Here is a 21,888-nt window from a genome sequence, read left to right on the forward strand (position 1 = left end):
ATTGGAAGGTTGTCTTTAATGCCCATCGTTCTCGATCCCGATGCCGCTGCCGTCTACAAGGCGTTTCAGGACGCCGGCCGTCCCGCCTACGAGACGCTCACGGCGGCGGAAGCGCGCGACTACTATCGAGCCGCCCGCGTCGTCAGCAATCCCGAGCCGCCCGCGCTCGAATCGAGCAAGCCGCTCGCGATCCCGGCGCCGCACGGCACGATCGCGGCGCGCATCTACACGCCGAAGACGCTGCGCAAGGCGGCGGGTCTTGCGCCATGCCTGGTGTTCTTCCATGGCGGCGGTTGGGTGATCGGCGACCTCGATACCCACGAAGTGGTCTGCCAGAAGCTCGCGCACGAGGGCGAGCTGATCGTGATCTCGATCGACTATCGTCTGGCGCCCGAGCACAGATTCCCCACCGCGGTCGATGACACCGTCACCGCGACCAAATGGATCGCCGCCAATGCAAGGGATTTCGGCATCGACGCTTCGCGCCTCGTCGTCGGCGGCGACAGCGCCGGAGGCAACCTTGCGGCTGTGGTCGCGCTCACCGCACGCGAGGCCGGACCGAAGCTTGCCGGCCAGTTGCTGGTCTATCCCGCGACCGATTTCTCGCGACAGCATGCCTCGCACCGCGAGCCCGAAACCAGCGTATTGCTGACGCATTCGGTGATCGGCTGGTTCGCCAACCATTATCTGGGCGGTGCCGACAGCAGCGACTGGCGGGCCTCACCCGCGCGAGCCAAAAGCTTTGCCGGCCTGCCGCCGGCCTATGTGCTGACCGCAGGCGCCGATCCGCTACGCGACGAGGGCGACGAATATGCGAAATTGCTGAAGGACGCCGGCGTGCCCGTGACCTACCGGCATTTCCCGGGCCAGTTCCACGGCTTCTTCACCATGGGCAAGCTGCTCAATCAGGCGAATATCGCAGTCACCGAAATCAGCGCCTGGCTCAAGAGCCTGAACTGACAACGCGCCCGACGAAGCGGCCGGAGGTCTGCCCCCGGTCGCGGGGCTCACTGGCGCGTCCATATATCCACCATGGCGACGATGCTGCGCCTTGAACTCGCGGACGCCGCGCGATAGTCGCGGCAGACTGCGTCACTCGTCCGACAGCCCAGCCCCGAGATCGTCGTGCTCTCCGCTATTTCCGTCTACGGCATTCCGCTCGATTTCATCCTGTTCGGACTGACGCTGCTCGGCGTCGCCCTATTCCACCACCACACGCTTGCTGCCGCGCTGACCGGACTTGCGGCTATCGTCGCCTACAAATTGCTGTTCGCCGGCTTCGCGATATTCGGCCCGGGCATCCCTGGCCTTGTGCACCACCTGCAGCACGAGTGGGTCACGCTCACCAATCTGTTCCTGCTGCTGATGGGATTTGCGCTGCTGTCGCGGCATTTCGAGGAGAGCCTCATTCCCGATGAGATGCCGGCGCTGCTGCCCCACGACTGGAAGGGCGGCGTCGCCCTGCTCGCGTTGATCTTCGTGCTGTCGGCGTTCCTGGACAATATCGCTGCGGCGTTGATCGGCGGCACCGTCGCGCGCCACGTCTTCCGCGGCCGGGTTCACATCGGCTACCTCGCCGCCATCGTTGCGGCCGCCAATGCCGGCGGCGCGGGCAGCGTCGTCGGCGACACCACGACGACCATGATGTGGATCGCCGGCGTCAGCCCGCTGGCTGTGCTGAATGCTTACGTCGCGGCCATCGTCGCCATGCTCATCGTCGCGGTGCCCGTCTCTCTGCAACAGCAGCGCCATTCGCCGATCCTCAAGCGCCCGCCATCCGGCTTGCGGATCGATTGGACGCGCGTTGCCATCGTCGCGGTCATCCTGCTCGCCGCAATGACCGCCAACGTGGCGGCGAACGTCAGGTTTCCAGCCCTGCTCGACGCGTTCCCGGTGCTCGGCATGACCGTCTGGCTCGCCATCCTGGTCACGTCACGGCTGCGGCGGCCCGACTGGTCGGTCGTGCCCGAGACCTTCAAGGGCACGATGTTTCTGCTGGCGCTGGTCACGGCGGCTTCGATGATGCCCGTGGAAAAGCTGCCCGCCGCGGCGTGGCAGACCGCGCTCGGGCTCGGCTTCGTCTCGGCGATGTTCGACAACATTCCGCTGACCGCGCTGGCACTCAAGCAGGGTGGCTACGATTGGGGCTTCCTCGCCTACGCCGTCGGGTTTGGCGGATCGATGATCTGGTTCGGCTCGTCCGCCGGCGTCGCGCTGTCCAACATGTATCCGGAGGCCAAGTCGGTGACGAGGTGGATCACCCACGGCTGGCCGGTGATCGCGGGTTATGTCGTCGGCTTCGTCGTGATGCTCGCCCTCCTCGGCTGGCATCCCGACACCTCGCACTGACGCTGGCGAGCTGCGACAATCGCTGTCGGCGCGACCCAGCGCAGGTGCGTCGCACAGGTTGGAGGCCAGCGGTTCACCTCTCAACCCGCTGTGCCATATACGAATCTGCTGAAGCTGTATTGCAGCGCACAATCGCCTTACTTCAAAGTTGTTGAAAAGCGAGACAAATCCATTGACTTTGCTAAACTCCGTTTTGCCGTAACAACTTATGGAGCTTTCGCATGAATGTTAATGCAGAAGTCCTCACCCGCGCGCCGTTGGAGTTGGAACAGTTGGATGGCGAAATCAGCGCGGTGATCCCTCATCGACCACGCAGCAACATTCGACCCCTCTCACCGATGCCGGACTATGTCGAGCACCGCAACGGCGTCAACGAGGTTGGCAAGCTTTCGGCCGAGGCCGTTGTGCGTGAATACGAAGCGGCCGTGAAAGAGATCGAGGCTCTTGGAACAGAACTGCAATTGGCCGCCAGGAAGTGCGAGACGATGGTGGCCGGCGTCCATGACATGATCGCGGAGATCAAGGAGTTCGCTGCAGGTTATCGCGATCAGGGCAAGCGGTTCTTCCTGCAGATCGAAGCCGTCTCGTTGATGACCTCGGAGGTCAGGGATACCTGCGAGGTGCTTAAGAAAAAGATCGCCGCCGACACATTGACTCAGTGATATTTCGACCGCCGTCGTGTGAACAGCACGATCCTGCTTTCCGTGACGGTGGGAGTTGATCTTATTTGGTGAATGGTTGCGCCGCTCCGGCGCGGCAGAACCGTTAGTTCTATTCAATACCAAGCCGTTCAAACACCTTGCCCCGCTTCGGCGGGGCTTTTTATGCCCTCAGCAAGTCATTGCTGCGCGCCAGCCCTCGCAGCCGCTTCCGGACTCTACCCCGCTCTCGCCGCGCGGCGCAGCGATTGCGGCGGCTGGCCGAACGCGCGGATGAAGGCGCGGCGCATCCGCTCCGGATCGCGGAAGCCGGTGATCTCGGCAACGCGCTCGATGGCCTCGCCCGACGACTGCACGCGTTGCCGTGCCACCTCGATCCGCAGCCGCTCCACCGCCTTCGACGGCGTGGTGCCGGTCTCCGCGATGAAGGCGCGAGTGAAGTGCCGTGAGCTCATGCCGGCTTTCTCCGCGAGATCCTCGACCGTCAGCGGCGCGTCGAGATTCTCGCGCGCCCAAGCGAGCAGCGGCCCAAAACGGCCGTTCGGCGCCTTCAATTCCAGCAGCGAGGAAAATTGCGACTGTCCGCCGCTGCGCCGATGATACAGCACGAGTTGGCGTGCCGTGTTCTGGGCGACCTCGTCGCCATAGTCTTCGGTGATCATCGCCAGCGCGAGGTCTATGCCGGCGGTGATGCCGGCCGAGCTCCAGATATTGCCGTCGCGGACGAAGATCTGGTCGGGCTCGAGCTTGATCTTGGGATAGGTCTTCACGAAATGCGGCGTGCGTTGCCAATGCGTGGTGGCGCGCCGGCCATCGAGCAGGCCCGCCTCGGCAAGCACATAGGCGCCCGAGCAGACGCTGGCGACGCGGATGCCGCGGCTCGCCATGCGCCGCACGAAGGCCAGCGTGGTCGGACAGGTTGCCGGCGTACGCACGCCGTTGCCGCCCGCGATGATCAGCGTCGTGATCGCGCCGGACGGCTTCAGGCCACGTGCAAGCATCTCGACACCGGATGAGCTGCGCACCGGTCCGGCCTTCGCCGCAAGCGTCCTGATCTGCGGCGCGCTGCTGGCGAAGCGCGCAGCGATCTCGAATGCCGCGATCGGGCCCGCCGCATCGAGCAATTGGAAGTCGGGAAAGATCAGGATGCCGATCATCACCAAATCCTCGCGAATGGACGAAACGTCCTAAAATGAGGGAAATACGCCATTCCAGACAGGATGGCATCATGGCATTGTGGCGCGGTCAAGCTCGATTTGGAGACTTTCGATGTCAGCGCCCTTGCAGATTGGACTGCTCGTGTTCCCGAAGGTGACCCAGCTCGACCTCACCGGTCCGCTGCAGGTGTTCTCCTCGGTGCCCGGCGTCAAAGTGCATCTGATCTGGAAACGCATCGAACCCGTCCCGACCGATTCGGTCATGGTGCTGACGCCGACCACGACCTTTGCCGATTGCCCGCAGCTCGACGTGATCTGCGTGCCCGGCGGCATGGGTACCGATGACATGGTCGGCGACGAGGAGATGCTCGCCTTCCTGCGCAAGCAGGCCGGCGGCGCGAAATACGTCACCTCGGTCTGCACGGGTTCGCTGGTGCTCGGCGCGGCCGGGCTGCTCAGGGGCTATCGTGCCACCACGCATTGGAGCGCGATCGATTTCCTGTCCGGCTTCGGCGCGATCCCGACCAAGACCCGCGTCTGCGTCGACCGCAATCGCTTCACCGGCGGCGGCGTCACCGCCGGCATCGATTTTGCGCTGACGCTGGTGTCCGAACTCGTCGACCGCAAGACCGCGGAAGCAATCCAGCTTCGCCTCGAATACAACCCCGCGCCGCCGTTCAACGCCGGCTCGCCGGATACTGCGCCCGCCGAGGTGCTCGCCTTCATGAAAGAGCGAATTGCTCCGTCGCAAGCGCGCCGCAGCGAGTTGATGGGCCGCGCCGCCGCGCAGCTTGCGCAAGCATGATCGGAAAGTCCGAGCGACGCGCCCGAAGCTCAACGACGCCGGCGCCGAGGACGCTGCGCCTACATCTTCTCCTTGATGCCGGACTTCAATAGCAGCCAATTGGCGGGATAGGACGCAGCGAATCCGAAGACCATAGCGATCTGCATCATGAACCAGAACTCGAAGCTGTTGACCTTGAGATCGATGCCGAGCAGGCGACGGAACAGATAGAAACTGGCGAACGCCATGAAACCATACATGCCGACCTGCCATGCCGCGATCGAGATGGTGTCGGCCTTGATGGCCGCCCAGAGGCCCTTGCCGAGCGAAAGACCTCGCATCGGCGCAATCGTGAAGTACTGAAACAGAATCCCAAAGCCGTAGGCCAACAGGAAATCGAACACCCAGACCGCGAACATCTTCTCGCCGAAGAGACTGTGCCAGCCGAATGCGACTGCCACCGCCGGCACGGCAAAAGCCAACCATTCGGCGACGAGGTCGCCGAGCACGCAGCCGCTCCCACAATGCAGAGTGCCGTTGGCGACCATCATCGGGAATGGTGTCTTCCGGTTGGACGGAGCCTGATTGCGCTGCCGGGCTCGCCGAGCCAGCTCATGGGTCGCGAGCCGGCCGTAGGCGAAATATTGCCACGCGATCCATACCGTCCCGAACAGCGCCGTGACCGGCCACACGACATCCATGATCCACATATGCTGCGGATGACGCGCCACATCGATCGCGATGATGATGGCGCAAACGACGCCGAGCGCGAGCATGCCGATCGATAGGACGTGAAGCCAGAGAGGAGCCAGCGGGTTCACCAACGCAATGCGGGAATGTGAAGGTGTCACGCGAACGGTTGATCGTGTCCGCAGTTCCTATCGAGCCGGCTTCAATCGCTCGAACCGGCCCACACGCTCAACGTACGGTCAATGACGGCGCCAGCGTGACCGGGATCGCGGCAACAGAAGCGACAGAAAAAGGCCGCTTGGTTTCCCAAGCGGCCCTTCCTGTCTCACGGTGGCCTCACATTAGCGGGCGATTTCAGGACGTCTGCACCGGGGGCCTATCTCCCGGCCGCATCCTACTCGGAGGCCGCTGCTTCATCGGGACAGTCGCGATCTGGAGCCCGATCCGACGCGATGGTTTCCCATCTCCGTAAGATGACCCTATTGAGCCGCGATCCCCGGCTTGACGCAAGCGCAGAAGCGCGCATCCGCCGGCCTGTCCCCGCTGTTACCATTGTCCACAGGCATGCATGCGCCGCACGCGAGACGTTCTCGCGCATGCGCCCGACACGGCGGTGCCGGATGATCAGCTTCCGGGGGTCCAGGCCTGATAGTCGCCGGTCGCCTTGGGGCGACGGCCGCTCGCCATGGTCGAGCCGGACGGGCGGTAGGCCTGCGGTGTGCCCGTCATGTTCGGCACATGCGGCTTCTCCCACTCCCGCGCCGCATAGTTCTGCTCGGTCGGGGGGACGTCGACGGTGTGGTGTAGCCAGCCGTGCCAGCCCGCCGGGATGCGGGACGCCTCGGCATAGCCGTTGTAGACCACCCAGCGACGTTCGAAGTGCAACGTCGGGTCGATCTTGCCGCCTTTGGTGCGATAGTAGCGGTTGCCCTGCTCGTCCTGACCAACCAGCTCGCCAAAGCGCGCGGTCCACAATTGCGTGCCAAAGGTCTGGCCGTTCCACCAGGTGAAGAATTTCAGCAGGAATTGTTTCATGCGTGATCGGTCGTCAGTTCGAGGCAGTCGGGCTCTGATGCCACCTGAATGCCCAAATGTCCAGCGGTCGGCCGCAGCGCACCCGCAGCCGCGGTCAGGGTCGGGATACCGTCCTTGGCGGCCAAATGACGCGGCAGGCAGCGCCCGCATTCAGGCGGCATACATGTGCTGCCTGACAAGCAAAGGTGACGCACTGTCAATGTGCGGTGCGGGAACCGTCAAGCCAGGAAGAGGTTGGACATTGTCCCGTTTTGAGGAGTTCAAAATGATCAATCTGAAGGTTCTGAGCGCCGCTGCGGCGCTGACGCTCGCGCTGCCCTTGGTCGTGCCGACGGCAACGTCGGCGCAAGGGCTGGTGCGGAACGACCGTGGTGGCGGCGGACAGGTCGGTGTCGGCGGCGGCGGCGCGCGTATCGGCGCTGGTGGCGGCGGTGGCCCGGCCATGGGCCAGCGCCTTGCGGGCGGGGGCGTAGGCCCGCGCGTTGACGGCGGCGGAGCAGGCGTCGGACCGGGTCCGCGGGTTGGCGGCGGCGGCTGGAGCGGTGGCCGCGGCTGGAGCGGTGGCGGAGGTTGGAACCGCGGCTGGCATCACTACCACGGCGGCGGCTTCTGGCCTGGAGCGGTTGCCGGTGCGGTGGTCGGCGGCGCGATCGCTTCCAACGCTTATTACGGCCCGGGCTACTACTACGGCCCCGGCTATTATGACGACGGTTACGGCTATTACGACGACAGCGCCCCGGTCGCGGTGGCACCGGGTGGCGACGATGCCAGCTACTGCGCGCAGCGTTACAAGTCCTACGATCCTGCGTCGGGCACTTATCTCGGCTATGACGGCCGGCGGCACCCCTGCCCTTAAGCCTGATATCGCGTCTCAATCGTCAAAAGGCGGCCTTGGGGCCGCCTTTTTCATGCGCGCAAACCGAACCGCAGTTCGCAACCGCCGCAGAACCAGCGCTCGCGACCGAGTTCCACGCGCACTCGGCGCAGTTGCAAAGCGCAGCGACGATTTCTGAAGCCGGGCGACGAAGTTCGGTGCATGCTGCGAGCTGCAGTCATGAGTTTGTAATCGGCCGGAAGACAAATGCGGGTGATGTGAAGCGACCGATTTGAAATCTGCTTGTCAGGCAACAGCATATGCACTTTATGATACAGACTATCTGTCTCCGTTCCGCCTTAATCCGCAAACGGGCCCAGCGAGTCGCCGGCACGCGAGAGCCCATCAGAGAGGATAGCTAGTGCCGCGCGTTCTCGTGGTCGATGACGACCCGATGGTGTGCGTTGCCATCGAGGTCTGTCTGCAACGCCAGGGCTTCGAGGTCACCGTCGCCGATGGCGGTGAGGCCGGCATGCGCGCGCTGGAAAATGCAATCTTCGACGTGATGCTCGTCGACGTCTTCATGCCGCATATGCGCGGCTTCGAGGCGATCCGCATCTTCCACGAGCGCGCCCCCGAGATCCCCGTGATCGCGATGTCCGGCTATGCGTTCGCGAATGCCGATCGCGCACCGGATTTCCTGCGGATGACGATCGAGCTCGGTGCGTCCGCCTGCTTGCGCAAGCCTTTCACGCCGCAGGCGCTGATCGTCGCCGTCAACGAGTGCCTTGCCAAGTTCTCCCCCTCCGCGCGTCTTTCAAATTAGTCCTCTGTACCGAAGGTCGATGGCTTCCCAGCGTCTCATACTCGGCAGCGGCCTTGCGATCCTCCTCGTGATCAGCGCGGCGTCGATCGGGCTGGACGTCAAGTCGCATGACGAGGTCGAATCGGTCGAGCGCACCCTCGGTATCCTCAAGCAGATCTCCGATACCCGCCCGTTGCTGCGCGGCGCCGAGAGCGCGGCGCGCGGCTACGCGCTGACAGGCGATCAGTCGTTCGCCGACGAATACCGCCAGTCCAGCGCAGCCCTCACCTCCGCCTTCGACAACCTGATCGCGGCGGTGAAGGGCGATCCGGGCGAAACTGAGCTGCTGGCGGACGCGAAGGTGCAGGTTGACCGCGGCATCGCGCTTGGCGCCGAGCTGATGCGCTTGCGCAATGCGGGCGACACCGCTGGCGTCGCGGCGCTGACCTCCGACGGCGAGAGCCGCGTCGAGATGGACAAGATCGGCGCTGCGCTCGAGCGGATCGTCACCGAGGAGCGTCGGCTGCTCACGGCTCGCAGCGCGCAGTCGAAGGCCAATGGACGCGTGCTGCTGGCAATCGATCTCGCCGGCATCGCACTGATCCTGCTCCTTGCCACCGCGCTGACGCTGATGACGCGACGATCCCGCCGGCAACTGCAGGACTCCCTGAGTGCGACGCAAGCCACCAACCTTTCGCTGGAGGCCAAGGTGGCCGAACGCACCAAGGATCTCGGCGCCGCCCTCGAGGAGGTCCGCCGCTCCACCGCGGTGATGGAGACCACCTTCCGCAGCATGGCGGAGGCAGTGCTGGTGATCGACACCACCGGCGCCGTGCTGCTCTCCAACCCGGCCGCCGAGAAGATGCTGCGCTACAAGCCGGGCAAGACGGTCCAGCTCCTGCGGGCGCAGAGCACGGTGTTCGAGGCCGACGGCGTCACGCCGATGAAAGCCGAGGACATGCCGTCGAGCCGGGCGTTACGTGGCGAGGAGTTCGACGGCCTCGAATTCATCGCGCGTCCGCTGCGCGGCAACGGCCAGGTCCATCTGGTGGTCTCCGGCCACCCGCTGCGCGATGCCGCCGGCCAGATCACCGGCGCGGCGCTGGTCTATCACGACATCACCACCTCGCGCGAAACCGAGCACAAGCTGCAGCAATCGCAGAAGCTCGACGCCATCGGCAAGCTGACCGGCGGCGTCGCGCACGACTTCAACAACATGCTGACGATCATCACCGGCACCACCGAGACGCTGGTCGAGAGCCTGCGCAGCCAGCCTCAGCTCGCGCGGACCGCCGAGCTGATCGACCGCGCCGCCGAGCGCTGCCGCGAATTGATCCAGCATCTGCTCGCCTTCGCCCGCCGCCAGCCGCTGGAGCCGCGCACCGTCGACGTCAACGCCACCGTGGTCGACATCGCCAAGCTGCTGCGGCCCACCCTCGGCGAGCAGATCGAGATCGACCAGGTGCTCGCGCCCGACGTCGCCAGCGTCCACATCGATCCGTCGCAGCTCTCGAACTCGCTGCTCAACATGGCGATCAACGCCCGCGACGCGATGCCCAATGGCGGCAAGCTGCTGTTCGAGACCAGCAACATCGTGCTCGACGATGCTTACGCTGCCGCCAATCCGGACATCGCGCCCGGCCGCTATGTCTTGCTTGCGGTCAGCGACACCGGCACCGGCATGTCGCAGGCGGTGCAGGACAAGGTGTTCGAGCCGTTCTTCACCACCAAGGAGGTCGGCAAGGGGTCTGGCCTCGGCATGAGCATGGTCTACGGCTTCGTCAAGCAATCCGGCGGCCACATCAAGATCTACAGCGAGCAAGGCCACGGCACCACGATCAAGCTCTATCTGCCGCCGGCGCGCGGCCAGGTCGAGGTCGAAGCCCCTGCCCCGACGACACCCGCGCGCGGCAGCGAGACCATCCTCGTCGTGGAGGACGATGCGCTGGTGCGCAACTACGTCTGCGCGCAGCTCGCAAGCCTCGGCTACAAGACCATCGCCGTCGCAGACGGCCGCGCCGCGCTCGCGCTGGTCGACAAGGGCGAGACATTCGATCTGCTGTTCACCGACGTCATCATGCCCGGCGGCCTGAATGGCCGGCAGCTCGCCGACGAGGTCGCCAAACGCCGGCCCGGCATCAAGGTGCTCTACACCTCCGGCTATACCGAGAACGCGATCGTGCATCACGGCCGCCTCGACGAGGGCGTGCTGCTGCTGGCAAAACCCTATCGCAAGGCGCAGCTCGCCAGCATGCTGCAACAGGCGCTCGGCGAGTGAGGCGGGCACCTCCTGCTTACCTCTCCCCGCTTGCGGGGAGAGGTCGGATCGCACTTGCGATCCGGGTGAGGGGGTACAGCTCCAACAATTTGCGCAACTCGCCGAGAGAGCCCCTCACCCCTACCCTCTCCCCGTAAGCACGGGGAGAGGGAGAAGCGCTACCGCGTCGCCAGCACGACGCCGACCAGCGTGAACAGCAGCGCGGCGATCTGGGCCGGCCCAAGCGGCTCGTGCAGCGCGATCGCTGAGGCCACCACGCCGATCACGGGCACCGCCATGGTGCCGATCGCGGCCACCGAGGCCGGCAGGCGCGCCAGCGCGGCAAACCACGAGACATAGGCAATGCAGAACTGGATCACGGTCGAATAGACCAGGAGCCACCAGCCGACCGTCGTCAGTCGCTCGAGATGCGTGGTCTCGATCAACAGGCCGACGATCGTGATCGGCAGGCAGCCGAGACCAATCTGCCAGGCCGCCGCCGGGATCGGCGGCATCAGGATCGGATATTTCTTCGCCAGCACAGTGCCGAGCGCAAAGCCGATGGCGCCGCCGAGCGCCATGATAATGCCGGGCAGTTGCTCCTTGCTGGTGCTGAGGCCGTTGCCGCCCATGATCGCGGCCAGCCCGGCAAACGCCATCGCGAGCGCAATGGTACGCAGGAGCGTCGGCCGCTCGCCGAGCACGGGCCAGGCGAGCAGCGAGGCCCAAACCGGCATCGTGTAGGCGATCAGCGCGGTCTCGCTCGCCGGCAGCCACAGCAGCGCCAGCCCCATCAGCACCATCCAGCCGGTGACGTTGAGCACGGCATACAGCATGAGCCGCGGCCACAGCCGCGCCTCGACGGCCAGCGACTGTCCGCGGATCAGCGCCAGCACCGCCAGCAGCGCGGCGCCGATCACCCCGGTCGAGCCGCGCAGCGTCAGCGGCGGCAGCTCGCCGAGCAGGAATTTGGTCACGGGCCAATTGAAGCCCCAGCCCACCGAGGTGACGGCGAGGAACATCAGGCCGGCGGGCGCAAGGCGCGTCCGTGCGGAAGGTTTCGAATCTGTCATGAGACCCGGCAGGGATGTGAATCAGCGCCACCTTGCCCGCGATTTTGTCGCCCGACCATCACGCCCCTGACATGCCTGATCCGTAGTTTGCCCGTAGGCTTACGTGAGTCCCCAAAATTCAATCCGGAGCCGCGAATAAATAGTTCCCCTGTGAACAGCGGGGCGAAGCTCCGATCCACAGCCGGACGAGAATTTTTTGGCTTGGGAATCCTTCAGGACTCACCGATAGTTGGCGCGATCACAGGCGCGGCACCGACCCCTGTTATCCCAACCTTTCCACCATATTTAGTGTTTGATTCAGAAACTCGTACTAGTCCTTGACGGGCGAGACAGAGTTGGCCTAGCTTTCAACCTGTTCGGCGCGAGTGTGTTTGGGTCCCCGCCGGTCGCTCCCACAAGGGTTCCAAAATGACCACTCCGCCAGGCCTTCAGGGCCGCGGGTGAAGGGCTTGTCTGCCCTGAATTTTGGGCCAGGTCCGGAGCGCCAAACGGGCCAAAACGGCTCGGCAATAAGAGGCCGGAACCGGCCCGCAAGAAGCGTACGCGTGACGTGTCGCGTGGAAAGCGTTGGGGCGTTGAATGCATGTCCGGAAGGCCCCGATTGGGGACCCGCCCGGACCATGCCACCGCGGGGCCGGGTAACCGGCTGCCTTGCGGATGAGAGAACAGGCCGGGTCCACCGGCTGAACTGCGAATGGCGGGAGGCGTGCGTGCGTGTCCCGAAATTCGCTCAAGGATAAACATACCGGCAATCTGCGAGAAACGCGGGACCGGCAGACGAAGAGACGGGGCTCGACCAATGCGAATCGATCGGCGCAACACCACCAGCGGACAAACACCCTATGCCGGGATCAATTTCAGGCTGACCACATCGGAGATCCGCAATCCCGACGGCTCGGTCGTGTTCCGGGCCGAGAACGTCGAAGTGCCGGAGTTCTGGTCGCAGGTCGCCTCCGACGTGCTGGCGCAGAAGTATTTCCGTAAAGCGGGCGTCGCCGCGCGGCTGAAGAAGGTCGAGGAAGAGACCGTGCCGTCCTGGCTGTGGCGCTCGGTACCCGACACCGAGGCGCTTAGCCTCCTCCCTGAGAAGGAGCGCTATGTCGGGGAGACCTCCGCCAAGCAGGTGTTCGACCGCCTCGCCGGCTGCTGGACCTATTGGGGCTGGAAGGGCGGCTACTTCTCCTCGGAGGAAGATGCCCTCGCCTTCTTCGACGAGCTGCGCTTCCAGCTCGCCAAGCAGATGGTCGCGCCGAACTCGCCGCAATGGTTCAACACCGGCCTGCACTGGGCCTACGGCATCGATGGCCCCGGCCAGGGCCACTACTACGTGGATTGGAAGACCGGCAAACTCACAAAATCGAAGTCGGCCTACGAGCATCCGCAGCCGCACGCCTGCTTCATCCAGGGCATCGAGGACGACCTCGTCAACGAGGGCGGCATCATGGACCTCTGGGTGCGTGAGGCGCGCCTGTTCAAATACGGCTCCGGCACCGGCTCCAACTTCTCGCGCCTGCGCGGCGAAGGCGAGCGCCTGTCCGGCGGCGGCCGCTCGTCCGGCCTGATGAGCTTCCTCAAGATCGGCGACCGCGCCGCCGGCGCAATCAAGTCCGGCGGCACCACCCGGCGCGCCGCCAAGATGGTGGTGGTCGACGTCGATCACCCCGACATCGAGACCTATATCGACTGGAAGGTGAAGGAGGAGCAGAAGGTCGCCGCCCTCGTCACCGGCTCCAAGATCAACCAGAAGCACCTCAAGGCGGTGCTGAAGGCCTGCGTGAACTGCGAAGGCTCGGGCGACGACTGCTTCGATCCGGAGAAGAACCCGGCGCTCCGCCGCGAGATCAAGCTCGCCCGCCGCAACCTGGTGCCCGACAACTACATCAAGCGGGTGATCCAGTTCGCCAAGCAGGGCTACAAGGAGATCCAGTTCGACACCTACGACACCGACTGGGATTCGGAGGCCTATCTCACCGTCTCCGGCCAGAACTCCAACAACTCGGTGTCGCTGAAGGACGACTTCCTGCGCGCGGTCGAGACCGACGGCGAGTGGAATCTGATCGGCCGCACCACCAAGAAGGTGACGAAGACGCTGAAGGCGCGCGATCTCTGGGATAAGATCGGCTACGCCGCCTGGGCCAGCGCCGATCCCGGCCTGCACTTCAACACCACCATGAACGACTGGCACACCTGCAAGGCGTCCGGCGACATCCGCGCCTCCAATCCGTGCTCGGAATACATGTTCCTGGACGACACGGCGTGCAACCTCGCCTCCGCCAACCTGCTGACGTTCTACAACACCACCACCAAGCGCTTCGACGTCGAGTCCTACGAGCACCTCTGCCGGCTCTGGACCATCGTGCTGGAAATCTCCGTCATGATGGCCCAGTTCCCGTCGAAGGCGATTGCGGAGCTCTCTTACGAATTTCGCACCCTCGGCCTCGGCTTCGCCAATATCGGCGGCCTCTTGATGACCATGGGCCTGCCCTATGACTCGAAGGAAGGCCGCTCGCTGTGCGGCGCGCTGACCGCTGTGATGACCGGCATCGCCTACAAGACCTCGGCCGAGATGGCGGCCGAGCTCGGCACCTTCCCCGGCTACAAGAAGAACGCTCAGCACATGCTGCGCGTGATCCGCAACCACCGCCGCGCCGCCCACGGCAACGCCTCCGGTTACGAGGCGCTCTCGGTCAACCCGGTGCCGCTCGATCACGCCTCCTGCCCGCAAGGCGACATCGTCATCCATGCGATGCACGCCTGGGACGACGCGCTCGCGCTCGGCGAACAGCATGGCTATCGCAATGCCCAGACCACGGTGGTGGCGCCGACCGGCACCATCGGCCTGGTGATGGATTGCGACACCACCGGCATCGAGCCCGACTTCGCGCTGGTGAAGTTCAAGAAGCTCGCCGGCGGCGGCTACTTCAAGATCATCAACCAGGCGGTGCCATCAGCGCTGCGCGCGCTCGGCTATCGCGAGAGCGAGATCGCGGAGATCGAGGCCTACGCCGTCGGCCACGGCTCGCTGTCCAACGCGCCCGGAATCAATGCCTCGACGCTGAAGGCAAAAGGCTTCACCGACGAAGCGATCGCCAAGGTCGAGAAGGCGCTGCCGACCGCGTTCGACATCAAGTTCGCCTTCAACAAGTGGACCTTCGGCGAGGACTTCATCCGCGACCAGCTCGGCATCGGCGCGGAAGCGATCGCGGCCCCCGGCTTCGACCTGCTCTCGGCGGTCGGCTTCACCCGGCGCGAGATCGACGCCGCCAACGTGCACATCTGCGGCGCGATGACTGTGGAAGGCGCTCCGCACCTGAAGGCGGAGCACTACCCGGTATTCGACTGCGCCAACCCCTGCGGCAAGATCGGCAAGCGCTACCTCTCGGTCGAGAGCCACATCCGCATGATGGCGGCGTCGCAACCGTTCATCTCGGGCGCGATCTCGAAGACCATCAACATGCCGAACGACGCCACGGTGGAGGACTGCAAGTCCGCCTACCTGCTCTCCTGGAAGCTCGCGCTGAAGGCCAACGCGCTCTACCGCGACGGCTCCAAGCTGTCGCAGCCGCTCAACTCGCAGCTCATCGCCGATGATGACGACGAGGACGATGCGGTGGAGGCGCTCTACGAGAAGCCGATGGCGGCGCGCGCCGCCCAGGTCTCGGAGAAGATCGTCGAGAAGCTGGTCGAGCGCATCGTGGTGATGCGCGAGCGCGAGAAGATGCCCGATCGACGCAAGGGCTACACCCAGAAGGCCGTGGTCGGCGGTCACAAGGTGTACCTGCGCACCGGTGAATATGACGATGGCCGGCTTGGCGAGATCTTCATCGACATGCACAAGGAAGGCGCGGCGCTGCGGTCCTTCATCAACAACTTCGCGATCGCGGTCTCGCTCGGCCTGCAATACGGCGTGCCGCTGGAGGAATATGTCGACGCCTTCACCTTCACCCGCTTCGAGCCGGCGGGCCCGGTGCAGGGCAATGACAGCATCAAGTACGCGACCTCGATCCTCGACTATGTCTTCCGCGAGCTCGCGGTGAGCTACATGGGCCGCTTCGACCTCGCCCATGTCGATCCGAACGAGAGTGGCTTCGACGCGCTCGGCAAGGGCGTCGAGGAAGGCAAGGAGCCGGATGAGGCCCCCGCCCAACAAGCCACCAAGTATCTGTCGCGCGGCCTCACCCGCTCGCGCACCGACAACCTCGTGATCATGCGCGGCGGCTCGACCGCGGTGAGCCAGAACGCCGACAATGCCCCCGCCGGCAACCGCGTCACCGCGCTGTCCCCGCGCGGGGCCTCGGACACCGTCGAAGGCGCGGTCGCCCTGAAGCAGGAAGTAAGCCACGACCTCTCGCCGACCGAAAAGCTCGAGGCCCTGAACTGGAGCAAGCCGGGCTCAGCCGCCGCCGTCACCCCCACCAAGGCCGAGCGCCGTGCCGAAGCGAAGGCAAAAGGCTACGAAGGCGAGATGTGCTCGGAGTGCGGCAACTTCACGCTGGTGCGGAATGGGACGTGTATGAAGTGTGATACGTGCGGCAGCACGACGGGGTGCAGTTAGTAGTTCGGAGTTGTTGTTGTTGCGCCTTCGCCGGCAAAACTTCCCGAGTGATCGGCCCCGAAAGAGAGTCCGGAGCTGTGCCCATCGAAGACCGAAAACAGGTTTTCCGGCGGTCGGACGCGACCGCCGGAAAATGGCGGAAGGAACGAAACGAGAATTGAGGCCAGGGTTGTAGAGGACCGTCGATATGAACTATTCCGATCGCTACCTGCGCCAGATCGCCAGCTACTCCATCATCGACGTGATGCTGGCGGACGTGGCAATCCGGATCCAACTCAGCCCGACCGATTACCAGCTCGCCGTCGACCACTACCGCGCCATCAATGACTGGCTGGAGCGCGACGGCAGTCCTCTCAACGGATGCTTGCGCGACTTCTATCCGCAGGGCGGCTTCGCGATCGGCGCGACCGTGGCGCGTCACTCGAGCGACGACGAGTTCGACATTGACGTTATTGCAGACATCACCTATCGCCTCGACGTCGATCCCGAGCACGCGCTGGCGACCCTGCACGACGCCATCCGCGGCGAGCGCGGCTCGCGCTACTACGCCAAGACCGACCGGAAGTCCCGCTGCAGCACCGTCAACTACGACGGCATGCACCTCGACGTGACGCCCACCGTCCGCATCGGCGGCACCGTTGAGAAGACCGGTCTGATTTTCCACTCGAAGCCGGAGGAGCCGTGGGCGAAGAAATCCCTATTCGCCAACCCACACGGCTTCGCGCAATGGTTCATCGCGCAGACCCCGCCCGACCAGGACTTCGGCGCCTTCTTCGAGCGTCGGTCGCTCGACTACGACCGCGAGCGCGCGATTCTAACGAAGCGTGCCGATGCCGCTCCCGTCCCCGAGCAGTGCCCGGCCTACCAGAAATCGCGGGCGGTCATCGCGTTGCAGTTGATCAAGCGCTGGCGCAACTTGGCCTACTATAGACGACACGCGACCCGGCGCTTGCCGCCGTCGGTGCTGCTGGCCTTCTACGTAGCCACTCACGCCAACCAGACCAAATCGCTGGCGGAGGAACTGAGCTTCCAGGTGGAGACCATGCTGGCGATCGTCGGCGAGGCTCACGACCGCGGCCAGAAGGTCTCCGCCCACAATCCGATGTGCCAGGAAGACGTGCTGACGGATCGCTGGCCCGAAGACCTGAGCGACCAGGCCGTCTTCATCCGCGAGCTCACCGACTTCGCCGTGAAACTTCGACGCCTGAGGAGCGAGATCGCCCTGCCGGAGATGCAGCAGGTACTCGAGGACTTGTTCGGTGAGAAGCCGGCCCGGTCGGCGGTGAAGGCTCATGTCCAGCGTGTCGGCAAAGACGTGACCTCGGTCGGCAGCCGCTTCATGCCCGGCAAGGCCGCCATCCCCGCGGCGGTGGCGGGCAGCGCTCCGACGCCGAGTACCGCGCGGTCGGCGCCGTCGCACCGCTTCTTCGGCGATCATCCCGATGACCTACCTAAGCGTAGATGAGCAAGACGCCGCGATCCGGCGCCTCTTTCCGGATTTCCGGCTGACCGCTGCGGCCGATTGGATTGGCGTATGGGAGGGCCCGGTCCGGCCGGCGTCGAAGACCTACACCATCCGGATCGTGTACTTCCGCCGCAGATTCTTCGACGGCTGGTACCTCTCCAACCATTACGTCACCGTACATGTCGTCAACCCACTGATTGGAGAGTTGATGCTGGACGGCGACGACCTCCCGCACATCTATTGGAACGACCGCGCCCCTCTTTGGCCAGCGCTCTGCCTTTGGGATCCGGACGAGATGTACTGGGACCCAGAGATGACGATCGCGACGACGATCATCCCTTGGACGTCGGAATGGCTGCTCTTCTTCGAATACTGGCAGATCTCCGGTGAATTTCTCGGACCTGGCCGTCACCCGCGCAGGAGGCGCAAGACATGCCCGAACCCGCTGGAGACTTCAGACCCGGAGACTCGCGCTCGAATGGCGCGATTCCGCAACGACGAATTCCACAGAATTGGCCGAAGGACCGGCGTTTTCGGATCTTATCTATCGATGGGGGCGGCATTAAGGGATTGTTCCCGGCAACTGTTCTCGCCGAACTCGAACGGCGCTATCTCGGGGGCACCTCGATCGTCAGCTATTTCGACTTGGTCGCTGGCACCTCAACCGGAGGGATCATCGCACTCGGTCTTGGCGCCGGTTTGAGAGCATCAGAACTCGCAGATATCTACACTTGCCGCGGCCTTGATGTGTTCCCGCAATCAACATCGTCGACGATCGGCCGGATGCGCCGCTTGTGGCGGACAGGGCGCAATATCTTGCTCTACAACTACGAACGCTCCGCCTTGGAGAGCCTTCTTCTGGATGCGCTCGGTGCCAAGCTGCTTGGCGATTCTGTTGTTCGCCTGTGTGTCCCAGCGTTCGAAGGGAAACACAGCGAAGTCTTCGTTTACAAGACACCTCATCACGTCGATTATAAGTTCGATCACCTTGAGCCGATGGTGAAAGTTGCTCTAGCGACCTCCGCCGCTCCAACCTATTTTCGCCCCTTGGAACACGAAGGTTACAACTTGGTCGATGGTGGCGTCTGGGCCAACAATCCTGTGATGCTTGCTATTGTCGAAGCCTTGACGTGTTTTGATATCGATCGAGATCAAATCGATGTAATAAGCCTTGGTTGCGGCGATGCCCCTTATATCGTCTCAGGCAGCAAGATAAGCGCGGGCGGCAAGATAGCTTGGTTCGACATAATCTACGCAGCCATGCGACTACAATCACTCGCAGCGACAAACCAAGCACGGCTCTTACTTGGTCCGCCCGCCGTTCGACGCCTAGATCCCCCGATCAACTCAACGCCAATACCTCTCGACGATTTTCGTCGATCGCTCGACGAACTCGTACCAGCAGCGCACACGATGGTTGACCGGTACGGCGATCAACTTGCGAGCAGTTTCCTTACCTCGCCGGCGGCGAGGTACAGACCTGTCTCTTTCTCGTCCACGGCAAATTAATCCGCAGCAAACGTAGCCCGAATGAGCGAAGCGATATCCGGGACCAGCACGCAGGTGGAAAGATAAATCCCGCATATCGCTTCGCTCATGCGGGCTACTTGCTGGCGTACACCAAGCCCGCGGTCATCATACTTAATCGCAACGTAGACTTCTCGGGCATTCTTAAGGCAGTGGAGGATGCGATTAGTAAGCACCCCAACCTCAAACGGGGGCCTCAGAAGGAAAGCGAGACACGGTACCGCTGCGTTTTTGCAAACCCGACCGATGCCAGCCGAGAAGTTACTGCCACAGTGATGGCATTCAACGCGCCGAAATCCTGGTGGAGCATGCATAGGGCGGACTAGCCGAAGCGTAATCCGCTATTCTCAACCCGGTCAGCGGCCTAGCTTTGCTTTCGCCGACGAGCCGGTTTGGAGTTCAGACGCCAATCATTTCAGAGTTCAGGACGTAGCCGCATGCCTCTTCCTAGCCAAGACCAGACGTTTGGATTCGCAAACTGCCATGAGCTGCTTCAGAAACTCGACCGAGAAATAGATCGGTATCGGAACGTCGCGGGCCGCGATGAGCCTGAACCCGAGGCTCTGTTAGAGCTGGTCGATCAGCTAAAGGACAGCGCTTTCAATGCATCGATAACTGCTTGGCACCTCTCAGATTGGGTGTTCAGCGACATGACACTTGAACAGCGCAACAAGCTCGGCATCACAAAACTTAGGGACCTTCAGAACCGCGCAAGAAAGGCCTGCAACGCTCTCCATCTCTGTCGCCAAGCTGCAACCGCCTCAAAGCATTGGGCGGTAAGCAACAATCCTGATCCCACGGTGCGAGTGACGGTAGCATGTGAGCTCGAAACCGGCTGGTTGGCCTACTTCGAACATGCCGGTAAAAAGATCAGGGCCGAGCAAGTCTTTGCCGAAGCGCTCTCGTTCTGGACCGGATTCATTTATGAGCACGGGATCGCAAAAGAAGTGTAGCAAGCGTAGCCCGGATGAGCGAAGCGATATCCGGGAGCAGCACGCACGTCGAAAGATCAATCCCGCATATCGCTTCGCTCATGCGGGCTGCTTGCTATTGACTCCGCTCGTTGATGATTGGTGTCGTCGTCCGTTGAACACGCTCATACCGGCTGATTTGATCTTGCGAGATTTTCTTCATGGCCAGCAACTCATCCAACGTCTTGGCCTTGAGCTGAGCGAAGATGGCCGGCTGTGGCACCTCCTCGCCCGTCGGCGATGGACGCGAGCGAAGCGCAATCATCCGGTCAATGCGCTGCAACATCAAACGATGGCGTTCCAAGACCTTGCTCGCGAACTCGACGTAGTGCAGCAATCGATCGGTCGACAAAGCGCGAGCGCTCTCCTCGTTTCCTTCAATTAAGTGCTGTAGGTTCTCGTCGACGATATCGGTGCACAGGTCGATACATTCGTCGCAAATGAAGACGGCAGGACCCGCCACCAATTTGCTCACGTCGTGTTGATTCTTGCCGCAGAATGAGCAGTAGAGCAGACCACTTTGGGCGGCCAGCTTCGGCGCGCTGGCGGCGTCGATCTTGGCAGACAGGATATTCCAGGTCTCGCAGCCGAACGCCTTCGCGATCAGCTCCAGAGATTCGCTGTGCGTGGTTTGTATCGCCTTGGCATTCAAGGCATTGCGCAGCGACCGCGCCATAGCCTTCGCATCGCGAAAATCGCGCATGGGTGCACCCCTATCGGCGAACGGAGGAGATCGGTGCTTGCCTTGCCGACCCGCTCGCCAATAGCGAGGGTGTGGCCGATTTTGATACGTTCACTATCCACAATGGGCGCAAGCAGCGGGTGTATCGACCCAACACCATAATTGGGCTCGGCCGACCTGTTGTCAATACCGACAGGCACGCCACTCCCGCTCGCCACCTGCACTGTCGATCCACACACCGGGCGTGGTGCGCCGAAGACGTAATCCGCCGTTTCGCTAGCAGCGATTGCGGCGGGTTACGCTAACCCGCCGCACTCGCGGCCCGCTGATGGAAGCGCACTCTGGGTCCGCAGACCTCACGCTGCTTTCGCGGTCTTGTCTTCGGCCGGCGCCGTCTCCATCGCGCGCATGTAGAGATCGAGCAAGGTCTCGCGCTCGTCGCGCTCGTCCTGGTCCTGCTTGCGCAGCTTGATGATCTCCTTGAGGATCTTCACGTCGAAACCTTCGCCCTTCGCCTCCGAGAAGACTTCCTTCTTCTGCTCGCTCAGTTCCTGCATCTCTGCGTCAAGGTTCTCGATCCGCTCGACGAAGGAACGAATTTTTCCGCCGGGAATGGTGATGTCGGACATGGTGCCTCTTTGCTTGATGAGGCCGCGAAAATGAGAGCAAAGAGATGACCAATGTCTTAAGCGTGACGGCCGCAGCCACGGCGAAATTTGCGAACAGGACATCTTCTTGGCGCGCGTTCGGCGAATAGCTTCGCGCAATGACGCGAGAGTGAGCACCTGGCACACGATGGCCATCGCGCGGCGGCGGGCGTCTGCACTATTTCGGAATAATAGAAACATATCATCGATTTGCCCGACGCGTCAAGTCCCATTCCGAGCCCCCGCGGCAAGCTGCTACTTTGCATGGGGTTGTTTTCGATATTTTGGGACGGGTAGCTTTGCTTCGTCGCTTCAGCGCCAAAATAGTCGTGAGCTCCTCGCAATGACAACGAAGAGAGCACCTGACGCATACCTCGGTCGCATCAGGTGGATTGACCGGCATGGGTACAGTATCCAT

16 protein-coding genes and 2 pseudogenes are annotated in these 21,888 nt (G+C 63.2%); 11 read left to right on the forward strand and 7 right to left on the reverse strand.

Annotated elements, in window-relative coordinates; genetic code table 11:
- The first annotated feature begins 18 nt into the window (after positions 1-18).
- The 3 genes from P6U30_RS20235 to P6U30_RS20245 all read left to right on the forward strand — a co-directional run bounded on the left by P6U30_RS20235 (position 19) and on the right by P6U30_RS20245 (position 3,011).
- A complete protein-coding gene (locus P6U30_RS20235; protein WP_407164702.1) occupies positions 19-960 on the forward strand; it encodes an alpha/beta hydrolase in 942 nt (313 codons plus the stop codon).
- Positions 961-1,125: 165 nt separating this feature from the next.
- Complete coding sequence (locus tag P6U30_RS20240; protein ID WP_407164703.1) at positions 1,126-2,349, forward strand: citrate transporter; 1,224 nt, start codon at positions 1,126-1,128, stop codon at positions 2,347-2,349.
- A 221-nt stretch (positions 2,350-2,570) separates the two neighbouring features.
- Positions 2,571-3,011: a hypothetical protein gene (locus P6U30_RS20245; protein ID WP_407146495.1), complete on the forward strand. Its 441-nt coding sequence runs from the start codon at positions 2,571-2,573 to the stop codon at positions 3,009-3,011.
- Between the two features lie 215 nt (positions 3,012-3,226).
- Here the strand turns inward: P6U30_RS20245 and P6U30_RS20250 are convergent, their stop codons facing one another.
- A complete protein-coding gene (locus P6U30_RS20250) occupies positions 3,227-4,165 on the reverse strand; it encodes a GlxA family transcriptional regulator (RefSeq protein WP_407164704.1) in 939 nt (312 codons plus the stop codon).
- A 112-nt stretch (positions 4,166-4,277) separates the two neighbouring features.
- On the opposite strand from P6U30_RS20250, the gene P6U30_RS20255 reads away from it, so the two are divergent.
- The gene (locus tag P6U30_RS20255; RefSeq protein WP_407164705.1) at positions 4,278-4,970 is read left to right on the forward strand and encodes a DJ-1/PfpI family protein; all 693 of its coding nucleotides are present in this window, start codon (positions 4,278-4,280) and stop codon (positions 4,968-4,970) included.
- Between the two features lie 59 nt (positions 4,971-5,029).
- On the opposite strand, the gene P6U30_RS20260 is transcribed toward P6U30_RS20255, so the two are convergent.
- Positions 5,030-5,761: a DUF4396 domain-containing protein gene (locus P6U30_RS20260; RefSeq protein ID WP_407170495.1), complete on the reverse strand. Its 732-nt coding sequence runs from the start codon at positions 5,759-5,761 to the stop codon at positions 5,030-5,032.
- A 502-nt stretch (positions 5,762-6,263) separates the two neighbouring features.
- On the reverse strand, positions 6,264-6,674 hold the full coding sequence (locus tag P6U30_RS20265; RefSeq protein ID WP_407164706.1) for an NADH:ubiquinone oxidoreductase subunit NDUFA12: 411 nt from the start codon (positions 6,672-6,674) through the stop codon (positions 6,264-6,266).
- A 265-nt stretch (positions 6,675-6,939) separates the two neighbouring features.
- On the opposite strand from P6U30_RS20265, the gene P6U30_RS20270 reads away from it, so the two are divergent.
- The 3 genes from P6U30_RS20270 (at position 6,940) to P6U30_RS20280 (ending at position 10,571) form a co-directional block, all read left to right on the forward strand.
- Complete coding sequence (locus P6U30_RS20270; RefSeq protein ID WP_407164707.1) at positions 6,940-7,530, forward strand: BA14K family protein; 591 nt, start codon at positions 6,940-6,942, stop codon at positions 7,528-7,530.
- 379 nt (positions 7,531-7,909) lie between these two features.
- On the forward strand, positions 7,910-8,314 hold the full coding sequence (locus P6U30_RS20275) for a response regulator (RefSeq protein ID WP_407164708.1): 405 nt from the start codon (positions 7,910-7,912) through the stop codon (positions 8,312-8,314).
- Between the two features lie 19 nt (positions 8,315-8,333).
- Positions 8,334-10,571 (forward strand): CHASE3 domain-containing protein, encoded by a 2,238-nt coding sequence (locus P6U30_RS20280; protein WP_407164709.1) that lies wholly within the window; start codon positions 8,334-8,336, stop codon positions 10,569-10,571.
- Between the two features lie 158 nt (positions 10,572-10,729).
- Here the strand turns inward: P6U30_RS20280 and P6U30_RS20285 are convergent, their stop codons facing one another.
- A complete protein-coding gene (locus P6U30_RS20285) occupies positions 10,730-11,623 on the reverse strand; it encodes a DMT family transporter (protein WP_407164710.1) in 894 nt (297 codons plus the stop codon).
- Positions 11,624-12,422: 799 nt separating this feature from the next.
- Between P6U30_RS20285 and P6U30_RS20290 the strand changes: the two genes are divergently transcribed.
- The 4 genes from P6U30_RS20290 to P6U30_RS20305 all read left to right on the forward strand — a co-directional run bounded on the left by P6U30_RS20290 (position 12,423) and on the right by P6U30_RS20305 (position 20,123).
- Entirely contained in the window at positions 12,423-16,178 is a 3,756-nt protein-coding gene (locus P6U30_RS20290) for a vitamin B12-dependent ribonucleotide reductase (protein ID WP_407164711.1), read from the forward strand.
- A 187-nt stretch (positions 16,179-16,365) separates the two neighbouring features.
- Positions 16,366-17,643: a nucleotidyltransferase gene (locus P6U30_RS20295; protein ID WP_407164712.1), complete on the forward strand. Its 1,278-nt coding sequence runs from the start codon at positions 16,366-16,368 to the stop codon at positions 17,641-17,643.
- 432 nt (positions 17,644-18,075) lie between these two features.
- Positions 18,076-19,152: a CBASS cGAMP-activated phospholipase gene (locus tag P6U30_RS20300; RefSeq protein ID WP_407164713.1), complete on the forward strand. Its 1,077-nt coding sequence runs from the start codon at positions 18,076-18,078 to the stop codon at positions 19,150-19,152.
- Between the two features lie 455 nt (positions 19,153-19,607).
- Positions 19,608-20,123: a hypothetical protein gene (locus P6U30_RS20305; RefSeq protein ID WP_407164714.1), complete on the forward strand. Its 516-nt coding sequence runs from the start codon at positions 19,608-19,610 to the stop codon at positions 20,121-20,123.
- Positions 20,124-20,537: 414 nt separating this feature from the next.
- Here P6U30_RS20305 and P6U30_RS20310 read toward each other — a convergent pair.
- The 3 genes and pseudogenes from P6U30_RS20310 to P6U30_RS20320 all read right to left on the reverse strand — a co-directional run.
- Positions 20,538-20,673 (reverse strand): annotated as a pseudogene (locus P6U30_RS20310) (ClpX C4-type zinc finger protein); the annotation flags it as partial.
- 57 nt (positions 20,674-20,730) lie between these two features.
- Positions 20,731-20,844: pseudogene (locus tag P6U30_RS20315) on the reverse strand (glyoxalase superfamily protein); the annotation flags it as partial.
- Between the two features lie 335 nt (positions 20,845-21,179).
- On the reverse strand, positions 21,180-21,452 hold the full coding sequence (locus tag P6U30_RS20320; protein ID WP_280971838.1) for a DUF2312 domain-containing protein: 273 nt from the start codon (positions 21,450-21,452) through the stop codon (positions 21,180-21,182).
- Positions 21,453-21,888: the final 436 nt, after the last annotated feature.

This window comes from Bradyrhizobium sp. ORS 111 (assembly GCF_045571485.1).
Classification (GTDB): Bacteria; Pseudomonadota; Alphaproteobacteria; order Rhizobiales; family Xanthobacteraceae; genus Bradyrhizobium.